Source organism: Nocardioides fonticola (assembly GCF_039536805.1).
GTDB classification, from domain to species: domain Bacteria; phylum Actinomycetota; class Actinomycetes; order Propionibacteriales; family Nocardioidaceae; genus Nocardioides; species Nocardioides fonticola.
In genome coordinates this window covers 1-17,310 of record NZ_BAAAZH010000001.1, presented here as the reverse complement: position 1 = coordinate 17,310, position 17,310 = coordinate 1, and the positions used below count along the sequence as shown (strand labels likewise).

Genomic DNA, 17,310 nt, shown 5'->3' with positions numbered 1-17,310 from the left:
TCAGGGGAAGCAAGATCCATCGCCGCCGAGCCCCCCACAAGGATCCCCCATAGGAGAGCAACGCTCTCACGCGCGACCATGCCGAGCGGGGGAGCAGGCTCGGACGCGGGTATTCCCCGGTCCCACCCTGAGCGCCGCTCCAGCCAGCCGATTCCGGTGGCCCCTGTCGGCGGCCGTCGTAGCCGGCCAAGCGCTGTCTGATAGCCGCGATTCCGCAGTCCCCGCGCGGTGTCGCTTCCGCAGACGTCCCTGGGGGCATTGCCCAATGGGCAATCTTGCTCAATGGGCACTCGCGCTGGGAAACTCAATCCATGACCGAACCCGGGCTTCGAGAACGCAAGCGAGAGGCGACTGCCCAGGCACTCGCGCAGGCGGCGTTCGAGCTGGCGCGAGAGCACGGAGTCGACGGGTTCGTGATCGATGATGTCGCCCGCCGCGCTGGATACTCGCGTAGGACCTTCGCCAACCACTTCAGTTGCAAGGAAGAGGCCATCGCGATGGTCGCGTTCCGCGGCGTCAGTGAGGCGACAATCGCGCTCGGCGACTTGGCTGCGGACCTGCCCCTCCTGGACGCCTTGCACGAGGTCTTGAAGGCGCAACTGACGACGGAGGCGTTCGTACAGATGCGCGAACTGGTCGTGCTGTCGGGCCGGTATCCCACTCTCGAACCGTACGTGTTTTCCCTTCAACACCGGATGCGTGACGCGGCCCAGGAGACCCTGCGCACAGCGGCCCGGGATCGCCATCCCGGCATCTACGCGCCGTTGCTGTTTGGCGCCGTCTACGGGGCGATCTCAGCGGCCCTGGAGGGAGCCCTGGACGTGCATGTCGCCGACGGTGCCTCAAGCGCCCAACCGGGGTCGATCGACTACGAGGAGTTCCTCGAACTCGCCTTTGGCTACCTGCGGTCAGGCTTCTAGCGGCGCCGTCGCCGCGATGCTCACGGAAAGGGCACCAGATGTCCACGCTTCTCTACCGGCTGGGTCACCGAGCGTTCGATCGACCTTGGTTCGTTTTGGCGGGCTGGCTCGTCGCGATCGGCATCGTCATCGCGGGTATCGCCCTCAACGGTGTCAGCGTGAGTTCGGGCTTCAAGGTGGACGGGACCGAGGCGCAGACAGTACTCGACCGCGTCACGGCTGAACTGCCGGAGGTGTCGGGTGGTCAAGCCAGTGTGGTGTTTGTCGTGCCCGAGGGACAGCGTATTGATACCCCAGATCGGGTCGAGGCGATGGCCCGGGCCATTGATGCCGTCTTTGGGTTGGATCAGGTCGCCGCTCCCCCGAAACTGGAACCCGCCGCCGGCGGTCCGAGCCGCGTACCGGAGAACGCCCAGCCCTTCCGGCCACTGATGTACGACGGGGCCCCGGTGCCCGGGGCGCTCCTCTCCGCCCGCGGTGACACGGTCTTGTTCCAGTTCCAGTTCAAGGTCCCCACCACGTCACTGGCGAACAGTGACGTGACCGCGGTCCTGGACGCGGTGGAACGCAGCGAGACCGGTACCGGGATCACGGCCTTGCCCAGCGACTCGCTCAAAGCGCTCGAGGTACCCGTCGGCGCAGGGGAAGTCATCGGTCTCACGGTGGCCGGGATCGTGCTCGTGCTGACACTGGGCTCGGTGGTCGCTGCTGGGCTGCCTTTGGTCAACGCGCTTGTCGGGGTCGGTATCGGTGTGGGCGGCGCCTATGCTCTCTCGACGGTTCTATCGATGAGTTCAGCAACCCCGGTTCTCGGACTCATGGTTGGCCTCGCGGTCGGGATCGACTGCGCGTGCTGCCTAGTGACTCCCTCAAGGCGATCGAGATCCCAGTCGGCTCGGCCGAAGTCGCCGGCCTGGCAGTAGCAGCGGTCGTGCTGGTGCTGACCCTCGGCTCCCTGGTTGCCGCCGGCCTGCCGTTGATCACCGCGCTGGTGGGCGTCTGGATCGGCGTCGGTACGGCCTTCGCGTTGTCGACGTCGGTGGAGATGAACAACGCCACCCCGATGCTGGCGTTGATGGTCGGCCTGGCCGTGGGGATCGACTACGCGCTCTTCGTGGTCAACCGGCAGCGGAGGCTGATCATCGACCGTGGCCTGGAGGCCCGCGAGGCCGCCGGCCGGGCGGTGGGGACCGCCGGCAGCGCGGTGTTCTTCGCCGGCCTGACCGTGCTCGTGGCGCTGGTCGCGCTGACGGTCATCGGGATCTCCCTGCTCACCACGATGGCGCTGGTGGCGGCGAGCACGGTGCTGCTGGCGGTCCTGGTCGCGCTGACCCTGCTTCCGGCCCTGCTCGGCCTCATCGGCGAGCGGATCGTCTCGACCAAGACCCGCCAGAAGCGACAAGCCAAGAGCGAGGAGGAGTCCCACAGCGTCGCCGACCACTGGGCCAAGGCCATGGTGCGGTTCCGCTGGCCGGTGATCCTCGGCGTCGTCGCCGTCCTCGGACTGGGTGCAGTCCCCGCGGCAAGCATGGACTTGGGCCTGCCGACCGGGGCGACCGCCAACACCGACACCGCCGCCCGGCAGAGCTACGAGGCCATCACCCGGGGCTTCGGCGAGGGCTTCAACGGCCCGCTGCTGGTGACCGTCGAGTCCGCGAGCGGCGCTGCAGTCGACCCGCAAACCCTCGGCGCAGTCACTCAGCTGCTGCAACAGCGCAACGACGTCGTGGCCGCGGTGCCGGTCGGCACCAGCAAGGACGGCGCCATGGCCGTTCTCAGCGTCATCCCGACCTCCGGACCTGACGACGACGCCACCGCCGACCTGGTGCAGGCGCTCCGAGCTCCGAGCTCCTCCATCGCGCAGGAGTACGACGTCGTGGTGGGTGTCACCGGATTCACCGCGATCGGCATCGACATGTCCGACCGGCTCGCCGAGGTCGTGCCGGTCTACCTGGCCATCATCGTGGGCCTGTCGCTGCTGATCCTGCTGGTGGTCTTCAGGTCCATCGTCGTGCCCATCCAGGCCACCGTCGGGTTCTTGCTCAGCATCCTGGCCACCTTCGGGGTGACCACCGCGGTGTTCTCCTGGGGGTGGGCCGGGTGGCTGGTGGGCATCGACACCGGCGGGCCGTTGATGAGCTTCATCCCGGTCATCGTCACCGGCATCCTCTACGGCCTGGCGATGGACTACCAGGTGTTCCTGGTCTCCTCGATGCGCGAGTCCTACGTGCACGGCTACCACGGCCCGGCGAGCGTGGTGCACGGCTTCGACCAGGCCAGCCGGGTGGTCGTCGCGGCCGCGGTGATCATGGTGTCGGTCTTCGCCGGCTTCATCTTCACCCACGACGTGATGATCAAGCAGATGGGCTTCGCGCTCGCGATCGGCATTCTCATCGACGCGTTCTTGGTGCGGATCACCCTGACCCCGGCGCTGATGGCGCTGTTCGGCGATAAGGCTTGGTGGCTCCCTCGCTGGCTGGACCGAATCCTGCCCGACCTCGACGTCGAGGGGGACCGACTCCTCCAGATGCTCACCCGACGGGAGGACGGCGAGCAATCACCGCGTCCAGACGCCGTCGGCCCGAAGTAGGCCGTCCCCCGATGCGGAACAGTTGCACCAACCAGCGGGTCGGGTATCAGGTGGGCCAGGAGCGTTTGGCCGCCCGGGTGGTCGCGTGGCAGGAGGTGACAGGGGGGACTCACCGCCGCCCTCTGACCGCCGCCGATCATCTGCCTACAGGACGCGGGGGCCGGGTCCCCGCTATGGCTGTCGCCGTCTCCGGCGGTGGCCCTTGGCCGCACTCGGCAACTCCTCGCCGTCGAGGGCGTTGCTCGATGCTGGGATCTGACGCTGCAAGAACTCCTCGATGGCACGCAGACCGCGGGCAGCCTCCCTGTCGATTCGGCGTTGCTCGCGCCGGCGGACCCAGTCGTGATCCCACTCCTCCCAGGCGCGGGCACCTCCGTACCCCACGCACCAGCAAGCGCCGCACGCGACCAAGCCGCCGTAGAGGAACCAGGCTCCAAGCCACAGCGCGTCAGTCAGCTCCTTTGCGAGCGCCTGCCATGCATGTGTCGAATTCACAGGACACCTCCGTCGGGCAAACAAACCGGGACCGCCGCCATCAATGCGGCGTTGCCTGCTCCGTCCAGGCGTGGGGAGGGGAGCGGGCCGTCCGGAAACAAGGGCCCCGGCTCGTGCCGGGCGCTCGCACTTGCAGTCGGGCTCGAGCTCTACGTGAGAGGTGACTACAGGTCGTAGTGTTGACTGCTTACCCATGCCGACCTGCGCGAACTCCGATTCGGTCTGGCTGTTCCCGTGTATAACAGCCCAGCGATTGTCGGCCGTCCATGGCTTCAATTGCACGGTTGGTCCAGCGCGACGCCGGGCTGCGTTGCGATGAGGTCGACGCGGTCCAAGGTCTTAAAGGTTGCGGTTGCCGCTGGCGTGCGTCAGAGGGGGTGACCACTCGCCTCCGCATCCGTCCGGATGCGGCTACCCGCTCGGCGGAAGGCGACCGGTGACTGCCCCGTCCAGCGTTTGAAGGCATGAGAGAAGTTGGCCAGGTCGCTGTAACCGAGGTCGATGGCGATCTGGCTGACGGGAAGCGACGGGTCAAGGAGGCGCACGATGGCACGTTCGCGGAGAACCGCCTCTCGCAACTCGCGAAAAGTCGTGCCCTCGGCGTCGAGGCGCCGCTTCACTGTGCTGACCGACATGCCCAGCATGGCCGCGACCTCATCGCGGCCACTGTGAGCAGGATTCTCCTCGATCGCCCGCCTGATGGTCTCGGAGATGCTGGTGGGTTCCCTATCTCGCTCGAGCGTGCGGCGCAGCTCAGTGATGGCGAGGCGATAGGCGACCGGGTCCGGGAATCGGCAAGGTGCTGAGAGGGACTCGACGGGCACATCGATGAACGACGTGTGTGCGCCGAACACCAAGCGTCCGGCCACCGCGTCGGGCCTCAGCGCCGGAGTCCTGGGGGCCTCCCAGGCGAGATGCAGCGTCACGGCGGGTAATCCTCCGGCCAGCATGTCGAGCAGCCGTAGCAGAGCTGCTCCACCGTATGCGATGACGAGGCAGTTGAGAGCGGGGTCGTCGGTCTGCCCGGCGAGACCCACTGTCAAACTTGTCGGACTCTGGTGGAAGTGCGGCCGAAGGCTTCCTGAGATGACCGGTAGATAGCCGAGGAGGTCGAAGACCTCGGCCACGGAAGCGGCACTGATCAGGGGCAGACTCAAGGGGCCGAAGGACGTCAGCTGCGCCTGTTCGGCGAAGGCGAGCCCGAAGCGGGTCGCGCTCTCGGGATCAAGGTCGGCGAACACCTCGCGGAACCATCGGATCGGCACCTGCCGGTCGCGCCTGACCAGTTCGAGTTCCGACCAGCCCTCGCGGCGCACAAGACGTCGGAAGTGAGCGACCGCATCGGGTTCAAGGGCATCACTATTCAGCAGTTGGACAAACGCGAGCGGAGGGACACCGGCTTCCTCTTGCCTCAACTACGTCGTCTCCTGAGCCGAATTCACAAAAAGCTGACGCGGGTGACCATAGCCACTAACTCGAATCGGCCACAACACTGGAACCAGTTTTCGAGTGAGGAGTTCCGCGATGTCAGTAGTCACCTTCATCTCTCACGACGGAGAGAAGTACGAGGCCCCGCTGGAGGACGGCGAGTCCCTCATGCAGATCGCTGTGAGCAACATGGTCCCCGGCATCGACGGCGACTGCGGCGGGGAGGCGGCATGCGGCACCTGTCACGTGATCGTGGACGACTCGTGGGCCGACGCGGTCGGACGGTCGACCTCCGTCGAGGAGGAGATGCTGGCGATGAACCCTGAGCGCGAGCCGACCTCGCGGCTGTCCTGCCAGATGACGATGAGCGAGAACTGTGACGGCTTGGTGGTCCGGCTCCCAGAATTCCAGATGTGATCAGCGAAAGGACATCGACACCATGGCGACACTGACGGTCGTGACCGACGCCCTGACCGAGCGAGCGCAATCATTGGTCCCGATGGAGCTGCAGATCCGCGGCGCCCACCTGTACGACAGGGCCCGCCGCTTCGTGACGCGGACCAACGGGCAGAAGATCTTCGTCGAGCGGCCCATCCCGCCCGTGGAGGAGGTCGCTCTAGCCGACATCGACCTGAGCAACCCGTTCCTATACCGGCAGGGCAAGTGGCAGTCGTACTTCGAGCGGGTGCGGAACGAGGCGCCCGTCCACTTTCAGGCCAACAGCCCATTCGGTCCGTTCTGGTCGGTGACTCGACACGCGGACATCATCGCGGTCGACAAGGACCACGAGACCTTCTCGGCTGAGCCGTTCATCATCATCGGTGAACCTCCGCGGTTCATGGACGTGGCCATGTTCATCGCCATGGATCCGCCCAAGCACGACAGGCAGCGTGCAGCCGTGCAAGGCGTCGTGGCTCCCAAGAACCTCCGCGAGATGGAGACGCTGATCCGATCGCGCGTCAGGGAGGTCCTCGACGACCTTCCCGTGGGCGAGCCTTTCAACTGGGTGGATCTCGTCTCCGTCGAGCTGACGGCGCGGATGCTGGCGACGCTGCTGGACTTCCCCTACGAACAGCGACGCAAGCTCGTGGAGTGGTCAGACCTTGCCAGCTCCATGGAGCAGGCCAACGGTGGACCCTCCGACAACGACACGATCTTCCGAGGCTTCGTCGACGCGGCGCGCGGCCTCAGCGCCCTGTGGCGCGACAAGGAGGCGCGCCTCGCTGCCGGCGAAGAGCCAGGCTTCGACCTGATCACGATGCTGCAGAGCAACGAGGACACCAAGGACCTGATCGACCGCCCGATGGAGTTCCTCGGCAACCTCGTCCTGCTGATCGTGGGAGGCAATGACACCACGAGGAACTCCATGAGCGGCGGGGTGCTCGCGCTGAACCAGTTCCCGGACCAGTTCGAGAAGCTCAAGGCGAACCCCGAACTCATCCCGAACGCGGTCTCGGAGATCATCCGGTGGCAGACCCCGCTCGCCTACATGCGCCGAGTGGCCAAGAAGGACACGATCCTCAACGGCCAGTTCATCCGCAAAGGTGACAAGGTCATCATGTGGTACGCCTCGGGCAACCGGGACGAGCGCGTCTTCGACCGACCCGATGACCTCATCATCGACCGCAGCAACGCACGCAACCACATCTCCTTCGGATTCGGTGTCCACCGGTGCATGGGCAATCGGCTCGCAGAGATGCAGCTGCGCATCCTCTGGGAGGAGCTGCTCCCTCGCTTCGAGAAGATCGAGGTCGTTGGCGAGCCTGAGTACGTCCAGTCCAACTTCGTGCGCGGGATCAGCAAGTTGATGGTCGAGCTGACGCCCAAGACCGTCGGGTGACCCGGGGCAGGGCTCTCGTCGTGGGAGCCAGTCACGCGGGCGCCCAGGTGGCGGCCAGCCTGCGGCAGGAGGGCTGGGACGGAGAGGTCGTCCTGGTCGGGGACGAAGCGGCGCTGCCCTACCAGCGCCCTCCGCTCTCCAAGGCGTACCTCGTAGGCAGGAGCAGCCGGGAGGAGCTCGCGATTCGCAAGACGGCGTTCTACGCCAAGCAGGAGATCCGACTGGTGCGAGCAACCGTCACCAGCATCGATCGTGCCGCCGGATGCGTCGTGACGAGCGAGGGCGAGACACTGGCGTACGACGGTCTGGCGCTGTGCACGGGCGGCCGCGCACGCAGGCTGTTCCTGCCCGGCAGCGACCTTCCGGGGATTCACTACCTCCGGACCTTTGCCGACGTCGAGACGATCCGCGAATCGGCCTTGCCCGGTCGCCACGCCGTCATCATCGGCGGCGGCTACATCGGTTTGGAGACAGCCGCGTCCCTGCGGGCGCTGGGCCTGGAAGTGACCGTCCTGGAGGCTGCCGAACGCGTGCTCGAGAGGGTCACTGCACCCGAGGTGTCGACCTTCTACGAGCGGGTGCACAGAGAGGCAGGTGTAGACATCCGGACGCGTGCTCTCGTGGAGAGTCTGGTCGGCGACCTGCGCGTCAGAGAGGCGATCCTGGCCGGGGGTGAGCGGATCCCGACCGATCTCGTGATCGTGGGCGTCGGACTGGTCCCCAGCACCGAGCTCGCTGTCGACGCGGGACTGGAGGTGGAGGACGGGATCGTCATCGACGACCACGCTCGCACCAGCGACGGCCGGATCGTGGCCGCGGGGGACTGTGCCAGCCATCGGATGGCTCGCTACGACCGACTCGTCAGGCTGGAATCCGTGCCGAGCGCCGCCGAGCAGGCGAAAACTGCGGCGGCCACGCTGTGTGGCCGAGAACGACCCATCGCGGCCCTGCCCTGGTTCTGGTCCGACCAGTACGATCTCAAGCTGCAGATCGCCGGCTTGAACACCGGGTACGACGAGGTCGTGATCAACGGCGACCCAGCCGGTGACCGCGACTTCTCCTGCTACTACCTCCAGCGGGGCCGGTTGATCGCCGCGGACTGCGTGAACCGGCCTCGAGACTTCGTGTGGGCCAAGCAAGCGCTCAGCAAGGGGCTCGAGGTCGACCGAGAGCAGCTTGAAGATCTCGTTGCGTCCTGATCCGTCTCGCAGCACACGCGTCGTGTGAGCGAATCCTCCCTCCTCACCGTTGCCCGACCACCCAGTCGAACGTCGAGCTGGCCGCTCATGGAAAGGGAATTCAATGACGAACCTCCTCTCGTCGGCGTTGCCGAAGCGGCGCGATCGACTCTCGTCGGTGCTCCTGGCGCCGCTACCGGCTCGGGTGGACGCGGCCCTGCGTGGGGCAAGTGACCAGTGGCCGGTCCATGATCTCGCCCCGGCTCCGGCAGGTTCTTGCCTCAAGCCGGTTCAAGGGACCTCCGGCCTTCCACTTCTCGGCCACACCTTGGACTACATCCGGTTCGGGTCGGACTTCACGCGTGCCAGGTACGAGCGACTTGGCCCGGTCTCCTGGATGGGCGCCTTCGGCACCAAGATGGTGGTCGTAGCCGGCCCGGATGCCACACAGGAGGCGCTGACCACCAAGGCGAAGTCCTTTTCCCAGGACGGGTGGACCTATCTCATCGACGCCTTCTTCCACCGAGGTCTGATGCTGATGAGCTTCGACGAACACAAGATGCACCGACGCATCATGCAGGAGGCGTTCACCCGTGATCGGCTCGCCGGATACGTCAACCAGCTCGGACCGACGTTGGAGGCCAACATCCCCGCGTGGACCACAGGCAAGTCCACGCGCATCTACCCGCTGCTGAAGAGTCTGACTCTCGACATCGCCACGGAGGTCTTCATGGCAGGGCGGGGCGGGAGCGAGGACACCGACGCCATCAACGACGCCTTCGTGGCCACCGTCCGCGCAGCGAGCTCGATCGTCCGCGTACCGCTGCCGGGGACCCGCTGGCGAGCCGGGGTCCGTGGGCGGGCCTTGCTGGAGGCCTACTTTGCGCGGCACCTGCCCGCGGCCCGCAACGGCCAAGGCGGCGACCTGTTTGCCGGCCTGTGTCATGCGCGGACGGCTGAAGGCGACGCCTTCACCGACGAGGACGTCATCAACCACATGATCTTCTTGATGATGGCGGCCCACGACACCTCGACCATCACCACTGCGGCCGCCGCCTACTTCCTCGCCAAGCACCCGGCGTGGCAGGAACGGGCTCGGGCCGAGTCCGACCAACTCGGTGAACGGACCCCGGACATCGACGACCTGGAGTCGCTGGCGACTCTCGACCTGGTGATCAAGGAGACCCTGCGCCTGGTCGCGCCAGTGCCGATCGTGATGCGCAAGACGGCCGCGGACGTCGAGATCGCAGGACACCACATTCCGGCGGACACCCTGGTGGCCGTGGCTCCGGCGGTCAATCACTTCGACGAGTCGTACTGGACCGACCCCGACACCTTTGACCCTGCCCGCTTCAGCGAGCCGCGGCGCGAGGACCAGCAGCACCGCTTCGGGTGGATCCCGTTTGGCGGTGGGGTGCACAAGTGCATCGGTCTTCAGTTCGGGACCCTTGAGGTCAAGGCAATCCTGCACCAGATGCTGCGCAACTACACCTGGACGGTCCCGGACAACTATGAAGCTAGGTGGGACAACACCTCGCTACCGATTCCCGTCGATGGGCTGCCGATCACACTGGAGCGCAGGTGAGTCAGGCGCCGGTGTCGTTCCTGGAGGCGACCGAGTTCCTCGACATCGAGCATGATGCCGTCCGCACGTTCGCCGCGGCCGCGATCGGTGATGCGAGTACCGACAAGGAGAAGGCGATACGGCTCTTCACCGCCGTACGCGACCGAGTCTGGTACGACCCGTACTCCGTTTCGGACGATCCGGCCCATTACCGGGCGAGCTTCGTCCTCCAGGCCGGCCGCGCCTACTGCGTTCCGAAGGCGGTGCTATTGACCGCGGTTTGCCGTTCGGCAGGGATTCCGGCGCGGCTGGGCTTCGCCGATGTCCGCAATCATTTGCAGACCGACGCATTGCGAGCGCGCATGGGCGGCACCGACCTGTTCGTCTATCACGGATACAGCAGCCTCTACGTCGACGGTAGGTGGCTCAAGGCGACCCCGGCGTTCAACACCGAGTTGTGTGCGCGTTTCGGTGTTCCTCCAGTGGAATTCGACGGCGAACACGACGCACTGATGCACGCCTTCACTGCGGACGGCACCCAACACATGGAGTACATCCGCGAGCGTGGTGTCTTCGACGACCTGCCCTTGGCCGCCATCCTGGCCGAACTTCGGGACACGTATGGACCGATGGTGGATACCTCCGCGCATCCGGTCGATGACGCCTTCGCCACGCAACCCATAAGCCAGACCGGGCCCGATGGAGCTTCCCGCGGGTCCCACTGCCCCCAGGAGGCCCGATGAGCACGACGACCACAGCAGCCACCCTGGAGGTGCGGAACCCCTCCGACGGCCGGCTGGTCAGGACCGTCCCTGTGGACGATCGGGAGGCCGTGAACCGTATCGCGGCCGAGCTCCGCCTCGCCCAACGCGCATGGGCCGAGGCTGGGCCGCGGCAGCGTGCGCGGTGGATGCGTCGGTGGCGCGACTGGATCCTGGCTCACACCGATGAGCTCACCGATTTGTTGCAGGCCGAGACGGGCAAGGTGCGCCCTGACGCACTCGTGGAGACCACTGCGTCGTGCGAATTCATCACCTACTACGCCGACCATGCCGCGGACTTTCTCGCCGATGAGAAGGTCCGGTCCTCGGGTCTGCTGAGCCTGCCGAAGCGGCTGTCCAAGACCTACCAGCCCTACCCCCTCGTCGGCCTTGTCACCCCGTGGAACTTTCCGATCACCCTCTTCCTCATGGACGCAGCACCCGCCTTGGCTGCCGGCTGTGCAGTCCTGGCTAAGTCCTCGGAAGAGACTCCGCTGACCTGCGCGCGGGTCATCGAGGGTTGGCAAGAGATCGGCGCCCCACCGGTTCTGGCACATGTCGTGGGCGCCGGCGATACCGGTGCAGCGGTGGTCGACGCCGCTGACTTTGTGCAGTTCACCGGTTCCACTGTCACTGGTCGTGCGGTCGCCGTCCGCTGTGCTGAGCAGTTGAAGCCGCTAAGTCTGGAGCTGGGCGGCAAGGACCCGGCGATCGTGCTCGAGGACGCCGATCTTGCTCGTGCGGTGGAGGGTGTCGCGTGGGGCGGCCTGTTCAACGCAGGGCAGGTCTGCATCTCCGTCGAGCGGGTCTACGTGGTGGCAGAGATCTACGACGAGTTCGTGTCTCGCCTGGCCCAGCGGGTGCAAGCCCTGACCCAAGGTGCGACGCCAGGAGACGACGTCGGCGCGATGGTCACCGCGAGGCAGGTCGACATCGCGGATCGCCACGTCAGCGAGGCAGTCGCGGCCGGTGCCAAGGTCCTGGCCGGCGGCATCCGGGGCGCGGCCGGGAACTACTACGCGCCGACCGTCCTGGTCGACGTGGATCACACGATGGACTGCATGACCGAGGAGACCTTCGGCCCCACGATCCCGGTGATGTGCGTCGCCGACGAAGACGAAGCCATCCGACTGGCCAACGACTCGCCCTACGGATTGTCGGCGACGGTGTGGACGCGCGACCACGCCCGCGGGCGGCGCGTCGCACGACGCTTGGATGCGGGTGCGGTCAACATCAACGACGTCTTCAGCAACCTCTTCGCCATGACGCTGCCCCACAGTGGCTGGAAGGCCTCGGGGATCGGCGCCCGGCTCGGAGGAGCCTACGGGCTGCACAAGTATTGCCGGGTCCGAGCGGTGACCGAGCCGCGGCTCCCCGTGCTGGCACGAGAACTCACGTGGTACCCGTACTCCTCCCGGCGTACGGCCATCGCCGGAAAGGTGTTGCGCGCGGCCGCCGGGCGCGGCTTGCGTCAGCGCCTCGGCATGAACAAGGAGCACAGCAAGTGACGACGCCCACCACACCTATGGCAGCCAAGACGATCGCGATCACCGGCGGAGCCCGCGGCATTGGGTACCAGACCGCTAAGGAGCTGATCCGACGAGGCCACCGTGTCGCGATCGGTGACGTCGACGAGACACGTGCCAAGGAGGCCGCAGACGAGCTTGGGGTGACTGTCGTCACTCGTCTCGACGTCACCGACCCGGACTCCTTTCGGGCCTTCCTCGACATGGTCGAAAAGCAGCTCGGTCCTCTCGACGTGCTGATCAACAACGCGGGCATCATGCCCACCGGACACGCACACGAGGAGGACGACGCCGTGACTCGCCGGCAGGTTGAGATCAACGTCCTCGGAGTGATCTTCGGGACCAAGCTCGCCTTGCAGCGCATGCTGCCGCGCCGTACCGGACACATCATCAACACCGCGTCGCTGGCCGGCGAGCTCGCGGTGCCGGGCCTTGCAACCTACTGTGGCACCAAATTCGCCGTCATCGGGTTCACCGAGGCAGCCCGACAGGAATATCGCAAGTCTGGGGTCCAACTGTCCACCGTTCGACCGACCTTTACCAACACCGAGCTCGTCGCCGGAACGGCCGGAGCCAAGGGACTGCGCAACGCCGAACCCCAGGAGATCGCTCGGGCGACGGCCGACCTGATCGAGCGCCCCCGTCCGTTCGTACGCGTCACCCGCCTCGCCGGCGGCATGGTCGCGGCGATGAAGTTCGTGCCCGGACGGGTGGCAGCCGGGCTTGGCTCGGCCCTGGGCACGGACTCGGTGTTCCTCGACGACGTCGACATGGGTGCCCGCCAGGCCTACCTGGATCGAATCCGGAACAACTAACCCCCATCTCCGAACCATCCGGCCACACGAGAAGGACATCAAATGCACCAAAGGACCCTGATCCAGGACTACCCCCATCGGATGGGGGGGCACTGCGGTTCGGGTGCGATGCGGGATCTTCTGCACTGGCACGGTCTGGGGTGGGACGGACCGCCCGATGAGGGCCTGGTGTTCGCGCTCGGCGGCGCATTGGGGCTGTCCTACCTCCGAACGAGCGAACTCGTTCCCCCGCTGTATCTGGTGGGACGAGGCGCCGACTTCGAAGTCGACTTGCCTGTACGCCTCGGCGGTCTGGTGCAGGTTCTCACCACCGACGATCCCGATGAGGGATGGTCGTGGGTTCGCGACGACGTCGACGCCGGCCGACCCAGCCTCGTGTGGGGTGACATCGCCGAACTGCCGTACCTGCGGGTCCAGCTCCAAATGAGCCGCCACGACATTGTGGTGATCGGCTACGACGACGCCAAGCAGATCGCCTTCGTCGTGGACAACGACCGCGCCGAGGTGCAGGAGGTCCCACTCGAAGCGTTGGCTCGGGCACGGGCCTCAACGGCCTTCCCGCAGCCGACGCGCCATTGCACGTACCGCATCACCTGGCCCCGCTCGCTCCCCGCGATTGAGGATGTGGCTGCAGGCGCCTTCAGTCAGTCTGCGGTCAACATGCGCGATCCGTCGCAGCACGGCATCGCCGATCCCACAACGGCGGCGGTCGGCGCCGAGGGTTTGGCAGCGGTCGCTGAGTTGGCCGACGACGTCGAGACCTGGGCCGATCTTCCCGACGACGAACTTGAGATCCTCCTGTTCAGCCTCGGCGCCTTCATCGAGAAGGCAGGCACTGGTGGCGGGCTCTTCCGACGCCTGCTCGCCGATGGGTGCGCGGAGGTCGCACGGCTGACCGGCGACCCCGCGACCGCAGAGCTTGCGGTCGCCGCCGCCCGTTGTGCGCAGACCTGGACCGCCACCGCACGCGCCGCGATCCAACGCGAAGCCCCTATTCGAGCTCGGGTCGACACGGTGGCCTCGATGGCGAGTCAGCTGCCGGAGGTCGAATTGCGTCTGGTCGAGTCCCTGGAACGTGCCGCACGTTCGTTGAACACCACAGATCGCTGATCGGCGCTGTTTCCGGACGCGTAGCGAACGCTCCGGATCGCTGTCCGTTCGAATGTACTCACGATGAAGGAATGTCATGCAGAGCACGATGATGAATGTCCCGTTGACGACCACGGCGATTCTGCGCCACGGCTCGAGCGTCCATGGCTCAGCGACCGTGCGGACCCTGCAGCCCGACGGGTCCGTGAGGGTGGGCACGTTCGCTGAGGTCGGCCGCAGGGCTGCACAGTTGGCCAACGCGTTGCGAGGCTGTGGGATCACGGGCGATGAGCGCATCGCGACCTTCATGTGGAACAACCAGGAGCACGCGGAAGCCTACTTGGCGGTGCCCTCCATGGGAGCGGTGCTGCACACCTTGAACCTTCGCCTCACCTCGGAGCAACTCGTCTATATCGGCAACCACGCCCAGGATCAGGTCGTGATCGTCGATGGCAGTCTGGTGCCCCTGCTGGCTCCCGTGTTGCCGCAGATCAGCAGCGTGCACACCGTAGTGGTGACCGGTGGCGCCGATCTCGCCCCTCTGCGCCGCGAGGGGGTCACCGTCGTGGGCTACGAGGAGTTCATCGCTGCTCAGCCCGAGACCTTTGACTGGCCAGACCTCGATGAGCATTCGGCAGCGGCCATGTGCTACACCTCCGGCACCACCGGCAACCCCAAGGGCGTGGCCTACAGCCACCGGTCGACCTACCTGCACTCTATGGCGGCCTGCGCCGCCGACGGCCTCGGAATCGGCTGTGGTGACCGGATCCTCGCGATCGTGCCAATGTTCCACGCCAACGCCTGGGGCCTGGTTTACGCGGCATTCATGGCAGGTGCCGACCTGCTGATGCCTGAGCGGTTCTTGCAGGCCGAACCGCTGGTGCGACTGATTGATGCAGAGCGGCCGACGATCGCCGGTGCGGTCCCGACGATCTGGAACGACGTCTTGAACTACCTGGAATCGAACCCGGGCCACGACGTTTCTTCGCTCGACCTGGTTGCCTGCGGTGGCTCAGCGGTGCCTCTGCACCTGATGCAGAGCTTCGAGGAAAAGTACGGGGTCCAGATCCTCCAGGCGTGGGGGATGACCGAGACCTCGCCGTTGGCCGCCGTTGCGCGACCTTCTGCGTCCCTCGACGAGCAGGAGCGGTGGCGTCTGCGTGCCACCCAGGGCCGTCCGGTGGCTGGGGTGGAGTTGAGGATTGTCGACGACGCCGGCCATGAGCTTCCTCACGACGGCGAGGCGGTGGGGGAGCTGCAGGTGCGCGGGCCGTGGATCACCGGTGCCTATTTTGGTGAGGAGGACCACGGGGAGAAGTTCCACGACGGCTGGCTCCGCACCGGTGATGTCGGTCGCATCGATTCACGGAGCTTCGTCACGCTGACCGACCGGACTAAGGATGTGATCAAGTCCGGTGGAGAGTGGATCTCCTCTGTTGAGCTCGAGTTGCTGCTTGCCGGCCATCCTGACGTTCTGGAGGCTTCCGTGATCGGGGTCCCGGACGTGAAGTGGCAAGAACGGCCCCTGGCTGTGGTCGTCGTCCGCGAGGGCAGAGAGCCCACGCCGAGTCAGCTCCGCGAGTTCCTCGAGGACAAGGTGGCCAAGTGGTGGCTGCCCGAACGCTGGTGCTTCGTCGCCGAGGTGCCCAAGACCTCGGTCGGCAAGTTCGACAAGAAGCGCCTGCGCTCCCTGCATGCCGACGGCGAGCTGGCCGTCATCGAGATCTGAGAAACCTTGGCCCATTCGGAGAGCGCGAGACTGGACGGCAGAAGAGGAGTGATACGCGTGGCGGCAGTGTTCGACAATGGCGACCGGCAGGTGCCCGCCGGCGGCGGCGAAGGGAATCTGCCCGGTGACGTGGGAGTGATCTCGCGGTGGACGGAGCACCTCGCAGGTCAGGACACGGTGGAGATCGGCCAGAGGCTGCCACCCCATTCCCCGGACTGCGCCGGGTGCGGGCCCCGCAATCCCGCCGGCCTGGATCTGCAGGTCGTGCGCACCGCGACGGGCGTCGAGGCGGTCCACCGCTTCTCCGATGCTCAAGTGGGTGCCCCTGGCATTGCGCACGGCGGAGCGGTCGCCCTCGCTTTTGACGACCTCTTCGGATTCGCCCTCTACACGGTCGGTTCGCTCGCCGTCACGCGCAGCCTCACCATCGAGTACCACGCCCCGTTCCGGCTACACCGTCCCTACACATTCTCCGCACAGGTCGCCCAGCGCGAAGGACGTCGACTGCTACTCCATGCTGACGCCTGGGACGACGCCGGCCAGAAGGCGGGGTCGGCCGCGGCCACCTTCGTGGTGGTCGGTCCTGGACATTTTGCCGCGGGCGCCGAACAAGGGATGGGTCGGAGCGATTGAGGATCGTTGAGGCGACATCCCGAGGTTCGCGGGGCTATGCCGGCTGGTCATCTGCGCTGAGGACCGATCGCGAACGCCACCGCGAGTTCGCGGAGGACGGCTGGCGGATGCGACTGGGAGAGCGCCGCCCGTGCGGTACGGCTACTGCGGCCGGGATTGGCATCGAGGAGCGGGGGCTGACCGACTCAGGTCTGCACTCATTCCCGAGGGCAGGCTCTTGTGCAGGATTTGCGGTGCGCCGCATGACGGCGACATCGGAGATGATCACATGACCGGCACCGACGTGAGCACCGACTACCTCTGGACCCAGCCCATGGCGGGAATTCGGTGATGTCGCCGGGAACGCGACCTGACTGGGGCGTGGCGTGGTGGGTGGCCTTCTTGGTCTGCAAGCCCGTGCTGATTCTGGTGCGACGTCGGGACTGGCGTGGACTTGACCAGATCCCACCAAGCGGCGGGGTGGTGCTTGCCGCGAACCACGTGTCTCATGTGGACCCATTGCTCATCGCCGAGATGGTGCTCGCGCAAGGCAGGACGCCGGCATTTCTGGCCAAGAGCAGTCTGTTCGGAGAGGGCATTGTCGGGCGGTGGTTCCGAGCCGCCGGGCACGTGGAGGTGGATCGCTCGCATGGCGGCGACGGATTCGGCGCCGCCTTGACTGCGCTTCGCGGCGGTGCACGGGACTGCCCCGAGTTTGGTTGACGCCTGACCTGTGAGGATCGCTCCTCGCTGGAAGGATGTC

The 17,310-nt window shown here is 66.3% G+C and carries 14 protein-coding genes and 1 pseudogene; 14 read left to right on the top strand and 1 reads right to left on the bottom strand.

Annotated elements, in window-relative coordinates; all coding sequences use genetic code 11:
* Nucleotides 1-311 precede the first annotated feature (311 nt).
* The 3 genes from ABD671_RS00075 to ABD671_RS00065 are packed head-to-tail and all read left to right on the top strand — an operon-like array spanning nt 312 to nt 3,510.
* The gene (locus ABD671_RS00075) at nt 312-920 is read left to right on the top strand and encodes a TetR/AcrR family transcriptional regulator (protein ID WP_218235027.1); all 609 of its coding nucleotides are present in this window, start codon (nt 312-314) and stop codon (nt 918-920) included.
* Nucleotides 921-958: 38 nt separating this feature from the next.
* Nucleotides 959-1,843, top strand: coding sequence for an MMPL family transporter (locus ABD671_RS00070; RefSeq protein ID WP_344731135.1), 885 nt, complete (start codon nt 959-961; stop codon nt 1,841-1,843).
* An 8-nt stretch (nt 1,844-1,851) separates the two neighbouring features.
* Nucleotides 1,852-3,510: an MMPL family transporter gene (locus tag ABD671_RS00065; RefSeq protein WP_344731134.1), complete on the top strand. Its 1,659-nt coding sequence runs from the start codon at nt 1,852-1,854 to the stop codon at nt 3,508-3,510.
* A gap of 863 nt (nt 3,511-4,373) precedes the next feature.
* Here ABD671_RS00065 and ABD671_RS00060 read toward each other — a convergent pair.
* Nucleotides 4,374-5,321, bottom strand: a complete 948-nt coding sequence (locus ABD671_RS00060; protein WP_344731133.1) for a helix-turn-helix domain-containing protein — start codon at nt 5,319-5,321, stop codon at nt 4,374-4,376.
* 193 nt (nt 5,322-5,514) lie between these two features.
* Here ABD671_RS00060 and ABD671_RS00055 point away from each other — a divergent pair, with 193 nt between their 5' ends.
* From ABD671_RS00055 to ABD671_RS00005, 11 genes and pseudogenes are all read left to right on the top strand, one after another.
* On the top strand, nt 5,515-5,850 hold the full coding sequence (locus ABD671_RS00055) for a 2Fe-2S iron-sulfur cluster-binding protein (protein ID WP_344731132.1): 336 nt from the start codon (nt 5,515-5,517) through the stop codon (nt 5,848-5,850).
* 22 nt (nt 5,851-5,872) lie between these two features.
* Nucleotides 5,873-7,258: pseudogene (locus ABD671_RS00050) on the top strand (cytochrome P450); the annotation flags it as partial.
* Nucleotides 7,259-7,269: 11 nt separating this feature from the next.
* Nucleotides 7,270-8,472: an NAD(P)/FAD-dependent oxidoreductase gene (locus ABD671_RS00045; RefSeq protein WP_344731130.1), complete on the top strand. Its 1,203-nt coding sequence runs from the start codon at nt 7,270-7,272 to the stop codon at nt 8,470-8,472.
* Between the two features lie 103 nt (nt 8,473-8,575).
* Entirely contained in the window at nt 8,576-10,036 is a 1,461-nt protein-coding gene (locus ABD671_RS00040) for a cytochrome P450 (RefSeq protein ID WP_344731129.1), read from the top strand.
* Nucleotides 10,033-10,758: a transglutaminase-like domain-containing protein gene (locus tag ABD671_RS00035; RefSeq protein ID WP_344731128.1), complete on the top strand. Its 726-nt coding sequence runs from the start codon at nt 10,033-10,035 to the stop codon at nt 10,756-10,758. The genes ABD671_RS00040 and ABD671_RS00035 overlap by 4 nt, the downstream gene beginning before the upstream one ends.
* On the top strand, nt 10,755-12,284 hold the full coding sequence (locus ABD671_RS00030) for an aldehyde dehydrogenase family protein (RefSeq protein ID WP_344731127.1): 1,530 nt from the start codon (nt 10,755-10,757) through the stop codon (nt 12,282-12,284). The genes ABD671_RS00035 and ABD671_RS00030 overlap by 4 nt, the downstream gene beginning before the upstream one ends.
* Nucleotides 12,281-13,117, top strand: a complete 837-nt coding sequence (locus ABD671_RS00025) for an SDR family oxidoreductase (RefSeq protein ID WP_344731126.1) — start codon at nt 12,281-12,283, stop codon at nt 13,115-13,117. The genes ABD671_RS00030 and ABD671_RS00025 overlap by 4 nt, the downstream gene beginning before the upstream one ends.
* 42 nt (nt 13,118-13,159) lie before the next feature.
* A complete protein-coding gene (locus ABD671_RS00020; RefSeq protein WP_344731125.1) occupies nt 13,160-14,227 on the top strand; it encodes a BtrH N-terminal domain-containing protein in 1,068 nt (355 codons plus the stop codon).
* A 76-nt stretch (nt 14,228-14,303) separates the two neighbouring features.
* Complete coding sequence (locus ABD671_RS00015; protein ID WP_344731124.1) at nt 14,304-15,935, top strand: long-chain fatty acid--CoA ligase; 1,632 nt, start codon at nt 14,304-14,306, stop codon at nt 15,933-15,935.
* A gap of 57 nt (nt 15,936-15,992) precedes the next feature.
* Entirely contained in the window at nt 15,993-16,568 is a 576-nt protein-coding gene (locus ABD671_RS00010) for a PaaI family thioesterase (protein WP_257441207.1), read from the top strand.
* Between the two features lie 372 nt (nt 16,569-16,940).
* A complete protein-coding gene (locus ABD671_RS00005; protein ID WP_344731123.1) occupies nt 16,941-17,270 on the top strand; it encodes a lysophospholipid acyltransferase family protein in 330 nt (109 codons plus the stop codon).
* The last annotated feature ends 40 nt before the right edge of the window (nt 17,271-17,310 follow it).